This is a genomic window from Duganella sp. BJB1802 (genome assembly GCF_013369445.1).
GTDB classification, from domain to species: Bacteria; Pseudomonadota; Gammaproteobacteria; order Burkholderiales; family Burkholderiaceae_D; genus Rugamonas; species Rugamonas vulcania_A.
Window position 1 is genome coordinate 106,247 of record NZ_JABWEF010000003.1, and the last position, 12,494, is coordinate 118,740.

At 63.9% G+C, this 12,494-nt stretch carries 13 protein-coding genes; 2 read left to right on the forward strand and 11 right to left on the reverse strand.

Annotated features, from left to right (window positions below; genetic code table 11):
• The first annotated feature begins 88 nt into the window (after positions 1 to 88).
• Positions 89 to 514, forward strand: a complete 426-nt coding sequence (locus tag HUX88_RS05875) for a VOC family protein (protein WP_176361151.1) — start codon at positions 89 to 91, stop codon at positions 512 to 514.
• Positions 515 to 522: 8 nt separating this feature from the next.
• Here HUX88_RS05875 and HUX88_RS05880 read toward each other — a convergent pair whose 3' ends face one another.
• From HUX88_RS05880 to HUX88_RS05890, 3 genes are all read right to left on the reverse strand, one after another.
• Complete coding sequence (locus HUX88_RS05880; protein WP_117013100.1) at positions 523 to 963, reverse strand: aspartyl protease family protein; 441 nt, start codon at positions 961 to 963, stop codon at positions 523 to 525.
• A complete protein-coding gene (locus HUX88_RS05885) occupies positions 951 to 1,193 on the reverse strand; it encodes a hypothetical protein (protein WP_147330381.1) in 243 nt (80 codons plus the stop codon). The genes HUX88_RS05880 and HUX88_RS05885 overlap by 13 nt, the downstream gene beginning before the upstream one ends.
• Before the next feature lie 115 nt (positions 1,194 to 1,308).
• Positions 1,309 to 1,911: a hypothetical protein gene (locus tag HUX88_RS05890; RefSeq protein WP_117013098.1), complete on the reverse strand. Its 603-nt coding sequence runs from the start codon at positions 1,909 to 1,911 to the stop codon at positions 1,309 to 1,311.
• A gap of 114 nt (positions 1,912 to 2,025) precedes the next feature.
• Between HUX88_RS05890 and HUX88_RS05895 the strand changes: the two genes are divergently transcribed.
• On the forward strand, positions 2,026 to 3,462 hold the full coding sequence (locus HUX88_RS05895) for an HD domain-containing phosphohydrolase (protein ID WP_176361152.1): 1,437 nt from the start codon (positions 2,026 to 2,028) through the stop codon (positions 3,460 to 3,462).
• Here HUX88_RS05895 and HUX88_RS05900 read toward each other — a convergent pair.
• From HUX88_RS05900 to xapA, 8 genes are all read right to left on the reverse strand, one after another.
• The gene (locus tag HUX88_RS05900; RefSeq protein WP_176361153.1) at positions 3,434 to 3,967 is read right to left on the reverse strand and encodes a hypothetical protein; all 534 of its coding nucleotides are present in this window, start codon (positions 3,965 to 3,967) and stop codon (positions 3,434 to 3,436) included. The two genes, HUX88_RS05895 and HUX88_RS05900, sit on opposite strands and share 29 nt — an antisense overlap.
• Complete coding sequence (locus HUX88_RS05905; protein WP_117013095.1) at positions 3,964 to 5,184, reverse strand: nucleoside deaminase; 1,221 nt, start codon at positions 5,182 to 5,184, stop codon at positions 3,964 to 3,966. The genes HUX88_RS05900 and HUX88_RS05905 overlap by 4 nt, the downstream gene beginning before the upstream one ends.
• A 2-nt stretch (positions 5,185 to 5,186) precedes the next feature.
• Complete coding sequence (locus HUX88_RS05910) at positions 5,187 to 5,594, reverse strand: cytidine deaminase (protein ID WP_008445538.1); 408 nt, start codon at positions 5,592 to 5,594, stop codon at positions 5,187 to 5,189.
• 14 nt (positions 5,595 to 5,608) lie between these two features.
• The gene (deoA, locus tag HUX88_RS05915; RefSeq protein ID WP_176361154.1) at positions 5,609 to 6,931 is read right to left on the reverse strand and encodes a thymidine phosphorylase; all 1,323 of its coding nucleotides are present in this window, start codon (positions 6,929 to 6,931) and stop codon (positions 5,609 to 5,611) included.
• Between the two features lie 80 nt (positions 6,932 to 7,011).
• Entirely contained in the window at positions 7,012 to 9,396 is a 2,385-nt protein-coding gene (locus HUX88_RS05920; protein ID WP_373886755.1) for an aldehyde dehydrogenase family protein, read from the reverse strand.
• Between the two features lie 15 nt (positions 9,397 to 9,411).
• A complete protein-coding gene (deoC, locus tag HUX88_RS05925) occupies positions 9,412 to 10,374 on the reverse strand; it encodes a deoxyribose-phosphate aldolase (RefSeq protein ID WP_161095536.1) in 963 nt (320 codons plus the stop codon).
• A complete protein-coding gene (locus HUX88_RS05930; RefSeq protein WP_176361155.1) occupies positions 10,371 to 11,564 on the reverse strand; it encodes a phosphopentomutase in 1,194 nt (397 codons plus the stop codon). The genes deoC and HUX88_RS05930 overlap by 4 nt, the downstream gene beginning before the upstream one ends.
• A gap of 56 nt (positions 11,565 to 11,620) precedes the next feature.
• The gene (gene xapA, locus HUX88_RS05935) at positions 11,621 to 12,460 is read right to left on the reverse strand and encodes a xanthosine phosphorylase (protein WP_026335059.1); all 840 of its coding nucleotides are present in this window, start codon (positions 12,458 to 12,460) and stop codon (positions 11,621 to 11,623) included.
• Between the last annotated feature and the right edge of the window lie 34 nt (positions 12,461 to 12,494).

Consider the following 12,494-nt stretch of genomic DNA (forward strand, 5'->3'; position numbering starts at 1 on the left):
TTATCGCACCGCCGGGCCGCTCGGGCGCGGCGAACGAATGGTGTAATTGGTGATCGAATCTTTTCCAGACCACGACAGGGAGAGAACAATGTCCAGCATACCCAAGCAAACACGCTGCAACGTCATTCCATGCATGCGCTACCGCGACGCGCCGGCCGCCATCGACTGGCTGTGCACGACTTTCGGGTTCGAAGCGACGCTGGTGGTGCCGAACGAAGACGGCAGCATCGCGCACGCACAACTCGGCTTCGGCAACAGCATGATCATGCTCGGTTCGGTGTTCGACACCGAGTTCGGGCGGCTGATGAAACAGCCTTCCGAGATCGGCCAGTTCAACACGCAAAGCTCCTACCTGGTCGTCAACGACGCCGACCATGTCTACGACCGCGTGAAGCAGGCCGGCGGCGATATCCTGCTCGACATCAAAGACGAGGACTACGGCGGCCGCGGCTTCACCTGCCGCGACCCGGAGGGCCACATCTGGAGCATCGGCACTTACGATCCGGAGGATTGAGACCTGGGTTAGTAACACAAGGAAAACGAGGCTGCTGTACCGTTGTAAATGCATGTCCACCGGTTCAATAAGTCTCTTCCAATGAGGCCATCTATACCCTGACCAGCCAGGCTCACCTCGATCAAGGCGAGCGTTGAAACTCGGTAACCAGCCGAACGCTTTCCTGGAATGAAAAGCATTGCATCGCAGAGCTTGCATGCCTGAGAGATGCCCTTGGTCGATGGTGTCTGAACTTCGATCGAGCCGATAGATGGAAGCCCAAGGTGTCCAACTAAATTCGAATCAATGCACGTCCGGCTGGCGCCAGTATCAATCAGGAACTTTCCACGAACAGGGGGAGGCGCAGAAAGTCCAGCTGCAATAAGCGCCCCCTTGTACAACGCGCTGATGCCGATGATGACGGTGATGATTGGGCCATCGCGACTGATCGAAAAATTTATACTGGGCATTGGGGAAGAATATCGCGATTTATAAAAACGACCTCGTCTATTGGCAGAATCTGTTTGACCAAAAACGGCGTCAAACCGCAACGGCCATAGCCTGCCTTGGTGGCATCCTCAAAGCTGTCATAAACGCCAAGTATGGCATCGCCAGAAATAACAACATACTTGCCTTCGTCCGCCAGCAGTGTCTCCAGGTTTCGTGCAAAAACTTGAAGCTCCATTTGCAATGTGGTCATGTTCAGCTCCTCCAACGGCCGTCGATGGGATGGGATTTAGCCTAGCACTATCTCCGCACAAGGCCAAGCGCGCGCGTCAAGCTTCGATTGCCCGACGGTGTCATCGAGATCGAGCTTAAAGCGGCGGCATGAAGCCGTCGCGGCCTACCAACACGGCGTTGGCGTGGACCTTGCCGTCCGCGCCTTCCGCGCCGATCACCATGACCTTGGCGCCGACCATCAGCAGTTTGCGCTCGCCCGGCACGAACTGCCCGTAGACGGTGGCTTTGTCCAGCATCACTTGCTGGGTCCTGCCGCCAAAGCGCATTTCCAATTCGGTGCTGCTGGATTTCTTGACCACCTTGGCGACGGTGGCGTTGGTCATGGTGCCTTGTTCGATATTGTCCCAAGGGTAGTGCCCCTCGTTCATGCCGCGCGCCGCTTCCGGGAAGATCATCACACCCGTTGCCCGGATCTTGCCATCGGATGCGGGAGCTGCGGCGATGCCGAGGAAGCTGTTTTCCTGGATCGCAGCCTGGCTGCTGCGCGATACGTCCAGTACCTGCGCCTGCTCCGGCAGCTGCACCGTGGTCTTGACGCCCTTGCGGTCAATGATGGTCAACTCGCCGGCGCCGGCCGCCGTCACTTCGCCGCGCAGATGCAGTTGGCGGTCGGCGGCGAAACTGGCGCCAGCGGTGGCCAGCGTGGCGACCGCGATCAGGGTGGAGATAAATTTCATGCTGAGTCCTCGGATGTATGAAGTGGAGGCCGCACTATGCCGCGCCCGGCGCCGCGCCGTAATCGGTCGAATGTCCGATGCCGGCCGCGAGGCAAAGATGGCTATAATCGGCCGATGCATCCCGAAACCCCGGTCTCCATTACAGACACCATGCGCGCGCTGGCCTACGTCGGCGACTTGAGCATGGGCCAGCCCACCGACCATTCGCTGCGCACCGCTTGGCTGGCCGCACGCCTGGCCCACGCCTCCGGCTGCGACGCCCGCGATTGCGAAGCGGTGCAGCAGGTCGCGCTGCTGCGCTGGTCGGGCTGCACCGCCAACGCGCCGGATTTCAGCGCGCTGATTGGCGACGATGTCGGCGGCCGCGCGCTGTTGATGTCGCAGAAAACCAGCGACCCGGCCTTTGCCGCGATAGGCAGGCAAGTGATGGACGCCCGCCAGCAGCTGTCGGAGATCCACTGCGAGGTGTCCGGCGACATCGCCCGCATGCTCGGCGTTCCGGCCGATGTCGAGCTGGCGCTGCGCTCGATCTTCGCGACTGCGGACGGCACCGGGTCCAACGTACCGGCGAGCGTCTACATCGTGGCCCTGGCCAGCGACATCGAAGTCCTCAGCCGCGCGCAAGGCCTGGAGCGCATGCTGGACATCATCGGGCACAAAAGCGGCAAGGCGTATCCGGCTCCGCTGGCGGCGATCGCGCTGCGGCAGGCCGCATCCTGGCTGGAGGTGCTGGACCACGACGAGAGCTGGCAGGCATCGCTGTCATTCGGCGCGCTGGCCGATCAGGGCACCGTGTCGCTGGAACTGCTGGCCGACGTGATCGACCTGAAGCTGCCGTGGATGACAGGCTATTCGCGCCGCGTGGCGGAGGCGGCGCGTTGCGGCGCGGTCGCGATGGGGCTGGGCATGGAGACGGCGGAACGCTGCCATCGTGCGGCGCTGGTGCATGGCATCGGCCGCGCTGCGGTGCCAAATTCGGTATGGAACATCACCGGCCGGCTGTCGGCGGCGGCACGCGAGCAATTGCGGCTGGCGCCTTACTGGACCAGCCGCGCCACCACGCGCATCGGCACCCTGGCCGGCGCTGCGGACGCCGGATCCTATGCCGCCGAACGGCTGGACGGCAGCGGTGCCTTCCGCGCCTGCGCGGGAGCATCGATTCCAATCGAGGGACGGATAGTGGCCGCCGCATCGGCATGGATCGCGCTGCAGTCGCTGCGGCCCTGGCGCGCGGCGATGACGCCGGATGCGGCACGCGCGCTGCTGGAAGCGGAAGCCTACGCCGGCCGCTTCGACAGCGCCGCCGTGCGGGCGATCTGCAGCGGTTCGGCGCCCGCCGAAGACGGCGCGCAGGACAAAGTCATGTTGACGGAGCGGGAGACCGAAGTTTTCCGAGGCATCAGCCTGGGCCTGACCAACAAGGAAGTGGCGCGCTCGCTGGCGATCAGCCCGAGCACGGTGCGTACGCATGTGGAGAACGTGTTTCGCAAACTGGAATGCACGACGCGCGCCGCCGCAACCCTCAAGGCGGTAACACTGCGCCTGATCTGATACGGCGCACGTCCGCCAGCCTCGTTCGCACTTCCGTAACCTGGTTCGCATCGAGCTTGATTTTGAAGTCGGTCAGCGACCCACCGAAACTGCTGACGTGGCTCCATACCCGCTTCACATGGAGTACCGAATCACTAAGCTTCGCATCAAGAAGGCTGATCTCCAACGACCCGTCATCACGGAACGCATACCGTCCGCCAAGGTCCCGTGAGACAAAATTTTCCCAACTTTGTTTTTGCGAGGGTGAACTTGGAAACAGCTTTATCCGGAAAAAGGAATTGAGCTCTTCAACCTCCCGCCGGATATCCTCCGACAGGCTGTGGACTTGCTCCTCATAAGTGTCCCGAAGTTCCTTCGAATTCGCGGCATAGCCAAGTGCCAGCGCAGCATTGTAAAACTCGTCAACGTTCGCAGCATCCCTGAGCATATTAAAAAAACGGTTGGGTGAAATCCCGTGTAGCGCTGTGAGCAACGCCATGAGGCGGGAGAACGTATCCGTAATCATGCCAGCGCGGAAATCAGATCCTGGTCGGCCACCTGGGTGGGGCGGATGCGGATGATGTTGCGGTACAGCGGAGGCATGGCGCCGCACAGGGCGGCCAGTTCGTCCTCCGGCATGCCCGGCAGGACATACTGGAACTGCGTCGGATTTTTCAGCGGCAGCGGGCCTTCCATCGTCGAGCCGTAGGCGCCCAGGTTCATGAAGCTGATCGCACTGCTGTCCGGCCCCTTGGCGAAGACGAAAGTGCCGTCCTTCGGATGGCCGAGATACTGGCGTACCTCCTCCTGCTGCGCCGACGTGGCGCCGGCCATCAGCTTGAAGCGCAACTGCGCGTAGGCGCGCGTGGTTTCCATGAAGGCGCTGCGGATGCCCGACTGCGACATCCGGCCCGGCATGCAAAGCAGCAGATTGCCGAACGAATCCAGCAAGGCCACAGCATCCCCTGCCCCGCCGTGTTCTCGGTCGCGCGCCATCGCTTGCAGCAGGAAGGGCGCGAGGCCGGCATCTGGCTGCTGCGGCGTGCAGCGGTAGGCCAAGGCGTCCGGGTAAAGCTGGCGCAGCGCGCGCACGATGGCGTGATCGGGCGCCAACGTCAGCGGACATTTCAATTGTTGTTGCGGCAGGTCGGTATTGAACAACTCCATCACCTCGCCCGACGTGGCCTCGAACACCAATGAGCATAAGGCCTGCGTCGGTTCGGAGATGGTTTTACCGATGAAGAAGGACTTCGGCGCGGCACCCGACGCGGCGCGCGCGTAAAGCGACGACCCGAGAATGGCCGGGTAGCTGAACGTCGCCTCGGCTTGCGGCCGCAGCGCTTCCGGCAGCGCGTCGAAGGTGGCACTGGCGTCGTGGTTGACGCCCGCGCTTTTATCCGGCGCGGCCACCACCACGTTGAAGCCGCCCGCCAGGATCGCGCCGCCGCACATGCAGCACGGATCGAGCGAGGTGACGATGGTGATGTCCTGCGGCTCCGGCAAATCGCGGCCCTTGGCGCGTTCGGCGTAGTACCAGTCAATCAACTGGCGCTCGCCGTGCGCGGTCGGGTCGAAGATCAGCCCTTGCTTGATGACGTTGTTGTGCAGCGACTGCAGCACGTTGCCATGCTGGTCGAGCATCAAACCGCCGACGCCGAAGGTGCCCTGCGTTTTGGCGGCGATAGCCTCCGCCGCCGCGATCGCGACGGCTGCCTGCACATCGATTGTCTTCTTGAAGGCCAAGCTTATTTCTTCTTCAAGTCGGCGCCGCCGAAGGCGTTCGGTAGCTGTTCGGCGGCCGTGGTTTCGTAGATGTCGCCTTTGAGGTTGGTCAGCAGCACCGGCAGCTCGTTGCCGCCCAACTCCAGGATCACCTGGCGGCACGCGCCGCACGGTGCGATGGGACCATCGGTTTCGCCGATGACGACCAGCTGGTCGAAATCGCCCTGCTTGTAGCCGTGGGCGAAAGCGCTGAAGAAGGCGGTGCGTTCGGCGCAGTTACACAGGCCATAGGAAGCGTTTTCCACGTTACAGCCGTGGAAGACCTTGCCGTCGTTGGTCAACAGCGCGGCGCCGACCTTGAAGTTGGAGTACGGCGTGTAAGCCTTCAGGCGCGCGGCTGCGGCTTCGGCGATCAGTTCTTGTTTGTTCATTGCGTGCTCCGGTATCAAGGACGGATGGTGCGGTAGATGACCGGATTCGCGGCCGGTGCTGCGGCTGCGATCTGGTAGGCCGCCTGGATTTCGCGGATCGCCTGCTCGGCGGCTTCCTGCGTGCGTGCATGCACCATCGCCAGCGGCTGGCCGGCTTCGATCTTGTCGCCCAGGCCAACCAGCTCGGTCAAGCCGACAGCGAAGTCGATCGGATCGGCGGCGCGGCGGCGGCCGCCACCCAGGCTCACCACGGCCAGGCCGATGTCGCGGCAGTTGGCGGTGGCGGCGTAGCCGGAAACCAGCGCAGGCGCCGGCACGACGATGGGCGAACGCTCCAGGTACTTGTCCGGATTTGCCATCAAGTCGGCAGGACCGCCCAGCGCCACCACCATGCGCGAGAAGCGCTCGGCGGCTTCGCCGCTGTCCAGCGATGCCTGCAGCTTGGCGCGCGCTTCGGTTTCGTCGGCGGCCAGTTTGCCCAGCACCAGCATCTCGGCGCACAGCGCCATCGTCACTTCGTGCAGGCGCGCCGGACGCGATTTTCCGGTCAGGTAGTCCATCGCGCCGCGTACTTCCAGCGCATTGCCGGCGTATGGCGCCAGCGATTCGTTCATGTCGGTCAGGATGGCCGACGTCGTCATGCCGGCGCCGTTGCCGACCTTGACGATGCTGTCCGCCAGTTCAACCGATTTGTCGTAGGTCGGCATGAAGGCGCCGCTGCCCACCTTGACGTCCATCACCAGCGCGTCCAGGCCCGCCGACAGCTTCTTCGACAGGATGGAGCCGGTGATCATGGCGACCGATTCAACGGTGGCGGTCACGTCGCGCACGCCGTAGAAGATCTTGTCCGACGGCGCCAGCGACGAAGTCTGGCCGATGATGGCGACGCCGACTTCCTTGACCACTTTGCGGAACAGTTCATTGGTCGGCACGGTGCTGTAGCCGGGGATGGAATCGAACTTGTCCAGCGTGCCGCCGGTGTGGCCCAGGCCACGGCCGGAGATCATCGGCACGAAGCCGCCGCAAGCCGCGACCATGGGGCCGAGCAGCAGCGAGACCACGTCGCCCACGCCGCCGGTCGAGTGCTTGTCGACCACCGGGCCTGGCAGGTCCAACGAGCGCCAGTCCAGCACTTCGCCGGAATCGCGCATCGCCAGCGTGAAGGCGACGCGTTCGTCCATGGTCATGTCGTTGAAGTAGACCGCCATCGCCAGCGCGGCGATCTGGCCTTCGGTGACGCGGTTCGAGGTGATGCCGCCGACGAAGAACTGGATCTCTTCAGCGGTCAGGACGCCGCCGTCACGCTTCTTGCGTATGATCTCTTGAGGTAAGAACATGGAATTCTCCGCTTTGAATTATTGGGTGTTGAAAGCACAAGGGCGGGTCCGCAGACCCGCCCGTAGTACCTGATATCTAATTAAACGCCGTATGGAATCCAGACGTTCTTGACTTGCGAGGCGTGCGCCAATACCGCGCGGCCGCCGCTTTGAGCGGTACTGTACCAGTCGCGCCCTTTCGCGCCGCCGACCCAGGTGCGCTTGAGCGAAGCGGCCGACAGGCGCTCCACTTCCGCGCAGCCTTCGGCCGAACCGTCATGACGCCATACCGCGTCGATGTCCGAGTGGGTCGCCAGCGTGCGCGCCAGTTCGTCGGCGGAACCGGTGATGATGTTGACCACGCCATCCGGCAGATCCGACGTATCGAACACCTGATACAGATCGGTGGCCGACAGCGGATGCGCTTCCGAAGGCACCACCACCACGCGGTTGCCCAGCGCGATAGCCGGCGCCACCAGCGAGATGAAGCCCAGCAGCGGTGCTTCGTTCGGGCAGACGATGCCGATCACGCCGACCGGCTCATTCAGCGCCACGGTGATGCCGTGCATCGGCGGCTGGTGCGCCAGGCCGTCGTACTTGTCGGCCCATGCCGCGTAGTAGAACAGGCGCTCGATCGAAGCCTGCACTTCCTTCTCCGCGTTCTTGGAGCCGGTCATGGCGGCGATGCGGGCGGCGAATTCCTCGCCGCGCGCGGCCAGGTTTTCGGCGATGTAGTACAGCACCTGCGCGCGGTTGTGCGACGTGGCTTTCGCCCAGCCGCCGGCCTTGTGCGCCGCTTCCACCGCGTTGCGGATGTCCTTGCGATTGCCTTCGCCGACTTCGGCGATGAAGGAACCATCGGCGCCATGGATCGCGCGGCTGTAGGCGCCGTCGGGGCGGGCCTGCTTGCCGCCGATGTACAACTTGGCGGTGCGGTCGATGGCGAACGCGCCACCTGCCGCCGGCACGGCCGCCTTGGCTTTGGCCTTGGCTTCAACAACCGGCGTCGCAGGACGCGCATCTTCCGATTTGGCGGTCAGGTATTCGTACATGCCTTCGCGTCCGCCCTCGCGGCCAAAACCGGATTCGCGGTAGCCGCCGAAGCCGCAAGCGGCGTCGAACTGGTTGGCGGTGTTAATCCACACAACGCCGGCCTTGATCTGCGGCGCGACGTCCAGCGCCAGCGAGATGTTCTCGGTCCAGACGCAGGCGGCCAGGCCGTAGACGGTGTTGTTCGCCAGTTGCACGGCTTCCGGCGGAGTGCGGAAGCTCATCGCCACCAGCACCGGCCCGAAGATCTCGGCCTGCGCCACGGCGGCGGAAGTCGACGCGCCGGTGATCAGCGTAGGCGGGAACCACGAGCCGTTGGCAGGGATTTCGCACTTCGGCTGATAGACCTCGCAACCTTCCGCGCGGGCCGACTCCACCAGGCCGGCAATGCGCTGGCGCTGCACCGGATCGACCAGCGCGCCGATGTCCATCGACTTGTCCAGCGGCGAGCCGAGGGTCAGCTTGTCCATGCGGGCGCGCAGCTTGGACAGGAATTTGTCCTGCACCGATTCCTGCACCAGCAGGCGCGAACCCGCGCAGCATACCTGGCCCTGATTGAACCAGATCGAATCGACCAGGCCTTCAACGGCGGCGTCCAGGTCCGCATCATCGAAGACGATGAACGGCGATTTGCCGCCCAGTTCCAGCGACAGCTTCTTGCCGCTGCCGGCGGTGGCGATGCGGATCAGGCGGCCCACTTCGGTCGAACCGGTGAAGGCCAGCTTGTCGATGCCAGGATGGTTGACGATGGCTTCGCCCACGCGGCCATCGCCGGTGACGATGTTCACCACGCCGGCAGGCACGCCGGCCTGCACGCAGATCTCGGCGAACAGCATCGCGGTCAGCGACGTGAACTCGGCCGGTTTGAAGACGATGGTGTTACCGGCGGCCATGGCCGGTGCGATTTTCCACGACAGCATCAGCAGCGGGAAATTCCACGGCACGATCTGGCCGACCACGCCGACGGCGCGGTAGTCCGCGAATTCCTCGGCCTGCAGTTGCGCCCAGCCGGCGTGGTAGTAGAAGTGACGCGCCACCAGCGGCAGGTCGACATCGCGGGTTTCGCGGATGGTCTTGCCGTTGTCCAGCGTCTCCAGCACGGCGAACAGGCGCGCGTGCTTCTGCATCAGGCGTGCCAGCGAGTACATGATCTTTGCGCGGCCATGGCCGCCCAGTGCCTGCCAGCCCGGCTGCGCCGCGCGCGCGGCCGCCACGGCGCGATCGACGTCGCTGCCGGTGGCTTGGGTCAGGTCGGCCAGTTTGGCCGCATCGGCTGGATTGGTCGAGGCGAACAACTCGCCCGGCTCGCTCCACTGGTTGTCGATGAACAGGCCGAAGGTGCGGCCATGCTGCTCCAGCCACGCTTGCGCTTCTTTCGTGCTTTCCGGTGCTGGGCCGTATTCCATGGTATTCAGGATCTCTTTAATTGATGGCATGACGTGTCCGTATTCTTATGGTTGCGCGTGGCGGTGTGCGGCGGAGTAGTTGCCGGTCACATAGTGCTCAAGCTGGCGTTCGATGTCGGTCAGCAGGCTGGATGCGCCGATGCGGAACAGGTGCGGCTCCAGCCACTCGTTGCCCAGTTCTTCCTTCATCAGCGACAGGTACTGCAGCGCGGCCTTGGCCGTGCCCACGCCGCCCGCAGGCTTGTAGCCGATCTTGAAGCCGGTCTGCTCGTGGTAGTCGCGGATCGCGCGCACCATCGTCAGCGATACCGGGATCGTCGCATTGACCGGCTCCTTGCCGGTCGAGGTCTTGATGAAGTCCGCGCCGGCCATCATGCAGACCCACGAAGCCTTGGCCACGTTTTCCAGCGTGACCAGTTCACCGGTCGCCAGGATCGCCTTGACGTGCGCTTCGCCGCAAGCCTTGCGGTAGGCCAGCATCTCGTCGTACAGCGCTTGCCAGTTGCCCGTCAAAACGTGCTGGCGGGTGATGACGATATCGATCTCGGTCGCGCCGGCGGCCACCGACAGTTCGATCTCGCGCACCTTGGTTTCCATGCTGGTCAGGCCGGCCGGGAAGCCGGTCGACACGGCGGCGATAGGCAGGCGGCCTTGCAGCACCTGCACCGCCGGCTTGATCATCTCGTGGTACACGCAGACGGCGCCGGTGGTCAGCTTGTAGTCCTGCAGACCCATGGCCTCGACCAGGTCCGAACGCAGCGGACGCATGGCCTTCATGCACAGGCGCTCGACGCGGCCGGGCGTATCGTCGCCGGACAGCGTGGTCAGGTCGATCAGGCCGATGGCCTTGACCAGCCAGGCGGCCTGGTATTCCTTCTTCACCGTGCGGCGGTTCGCCAGGCTGGCGGCGCGGCGGTCGGCGGCGCTCTTGTTGATGTGGATGTGGTTAATCCAGCCCAGGTCCAGCGGGACCGCTTCGTTGCGCTTGAAATCCGTGACGATGCTCATAACAGGTTGCTTCCGTGGGAAAGTGGTTTGACGCCGAGATGATGGGCCAGCGTCTGGCCGATGTCGGAGAAGGTTTCGGAGATCGGCAGCTGCTGCGCCTTCACGCCCGGGCCGAAGAAGATCATCGGAATGTGCTCGCGGGTGTGGTCGGAGCCGGGCCAGGTCGGATCGCAGCCATGGTCGGCGGTGATCACCACCAGGTCGCCCTCTTTCAGCTTGGCGATGAACTCGGGCAGGCGCGCATCCATCTCGTGCAGCGCGTTCGAGTAGCCGGTGACGTCGCGGCGGTGGCCGAAGGCCTGGTCGAAGTCGACGAAGTTCACGAACGTCAGCGACTTGTCGCCGGCTTCCTCTTCCACCTTCAGCAGCGCGTCGAACAGCGCCATGTTGTCCTTGCCCTTGACCAGGCGCGATACGCCCTGGGTCGCGAAGATGTCGCTGATCTTGCCGAGGGCGATGACTTCGCCGCCATCGTTCTTCACGTGGTCCAGCAGCGTGGGCGCCGGCGGTGCGACCGCGTAGTCATGACGGTTGGTGGTACGGGTGTAGTTGCCGTTGGCGCCCACGAACGGACGCGCGATCACGCGGCCGATGTTGTATGGCTCGACCAGCTTGAAGGCGATCTCGCAGATCTCGTACAGGCGCTCCAGGCCGAACGATTCCTCGTGCGCGGCGATCTGCAGCACCGAGTCGGCGGAGGTGTAGATGATAGGCTTGCCGCTGGCGACATGCTCGTCGCCGTGCTTGTTGATGATCTCCGTGCCCGACGCGTGGCAGTCGCCCAGGAAGCCCGGCACGCCGGCCAGTTCCTGCAGCTTGGCGGTCAGCTCGGCCGGGAACGACGGCACGGTTTTCGGGAAGTAGCCCCAGTCGAATTCCACCGGCACGCCGGCGATTTCCCAGTGGCCGGACTGCGTGTCCTTGCCGGTCGAACGTTCGCGCGCGGCGCCGTAGGCGGCGGTGAAGCCTTCGCGCTGTCCGAAGCCGGCGGCCCACTGGCCGCTGGCGGTATGGGCGGCTGCGGCCAGGCCCAGTTTTTCCATGGTCGGCAGCGACATCGGCTTGCCGCTTTTGGCGGCCCACTCGGCGATGTGGCCGAAGGTGTTGGCGCCGACGTCGTTGTACTTCGCGGCATCGGGCGTGGCGCCCAAACCAAACGAATCGAGCAAGAGGATAAATGCGCGTTTCATAATTTCGAACTCCTATAAAGCAGAAGGGGCGGACATTTGCCGCCCCCTCGGGAATCTTACGCCTGCGGCGTTTTGGCCACGTTGGCCAGGAAGCCCAGGATCACTTCAATCAGCGAGGTCGCCGCCACGGCCGCGTACTTCAGCGTCTGCTCGTGCGACAGCGGGAACGGCGACAGGCCTTCGGCCAGGTTGGTGATGGCCGACACGCCGACCACTTTCAAACCGCAGTGACGGGCCGACACCACTTCCGGCACCACCGACATGCCGACCATGTCCGCACCCAGCGTCTTGAAGGCACGGATTTCGGCTGGGGTCTCGAAGTTGGGACCGGCGTAGGCGATGTACACGCCGTCGTGCAGGGTGACGTTCTTTTCCTTGGCCGAGGTGTGCAGCAGCGCGCGCAGGTCGGCGTCGTAGGCGTTGGCCATGCTGAAGAAACGCGGGCCGAAACGTTCGTCGTTCGGACCCATCATCGGGGTGCCCGGCAGGTAGTTGATATGGTCGGTCAGCGCCACCAGCGAGCCGGCGTCGACTTCGGTGCGCAGCGAACCCGCGGCGTTGGTCACGAACAGCATCTCGCAGCCCAGCAGCTTCATGGTACGCACGGCGCTGGTCATCACGCCCAGGCCGTAGCCTTCGTAGACGTGGCCGCGGCCCTTCATGCACACCACCGACACGCCCGACAGGGTGCCGATCACCAGTTCACCGGCGTGGCCGTGCACGGTGCTGATCGGGAAGCCTGGCAGTTCGTTGAAACTGATGGTGACCGCGTCGGTCATTTGTTCCGCCAGCACGCCCAGGCCGGAACCCAGAATCATGGCGATGCGTGGCTTGAAGCCCGCAGGGACACGGGCGCGAATGATGTCGGCTGCCTGGAATGGGGAATTATTAGACATGGTTATCCTCTGTTTTTCTGTTGTGGCTGGGGAA

Coding starts and splice junctions, on each gene's coding strand:
- HUX88_RS05875 (WP_176361151.1), top strand. CDS start 89: ATGTCCAGCATACCCAAGCAAACACGCTGCAACGTCATTCCATGCATG.
- HUX88_RS05880 (WP_117013100.1), bottom strand. CDS start 963: ATGCCCAGTATAAATTTTTCGATCAGTCGCGATGGCCCAATCATCACC.
- HUX88_RS05885 (WP_147330381.1), bottom strand. CDS start 1,193: ATGACCACATTGCAAATGGAGCTTCAAGTTTTTGCACGAAACCTGGAG.
- HUX88_RS05890 (WP_117013098.1), bottom strand. CDS start 1,911: ATGAAATTTATCTCCACCCTGATCGCGGTCGCCACGCTGGCCACCGCT.
- HUX88_RS05895 (WP_176361152.1), top strand. CDS start 2,026: ATGCATCCCGAAACCCCGGTCTCCATTACAGACACCATGCGCGCGCTG.
- HUX88_RS05900 (WP_176361153.1), bottom strand. CDS start 3,967: ATGATTACGGATACGTTCTCCCGCCTCATGGCGTTGCTCACAGCGCTA.
- HUX88_RS05910 (WP_008445538.1), bottom strand. CDS start 5,594: ATGAACAAACAAGAACTGATCGCCGAAGCCGCAGCCGCGCGCCTGAAG.
- deoA (WP_176361154.1), bottom strand. CDS start 6,931: ATGTTCTTACCTCAAGAGATCATACGCAAGAAGCGTGACGGCGGCGTC.
- HUX88_RS05920 (WP_373886755.1), bottom strand. CDS start 9,396: ATGCCATCAATTAAAGAGATCCTGAATACCATGGAATACGGCCCAGCA.
- deoC (WP_161095536.1), bottom strand. CDS start 10,374: ATGAGCATCGTCACGGATTTCAAGCGCAACGAAGCGGTCCCGCTGGAC.
- HUX88_RS05930 (WP_176361155.1), bottom strand. CDS start 11,564: ATGAAACGCGCATTTATCCTCTTGCTCGATTCGTTTGGTTTGGGCGCC.
- xapA (WP_026335059.1), bottom strand. CDS start 12,460: ATGTCTAATAATTCCCCATTCCAGGCAGCCGACATCATTCGCGCCCGT.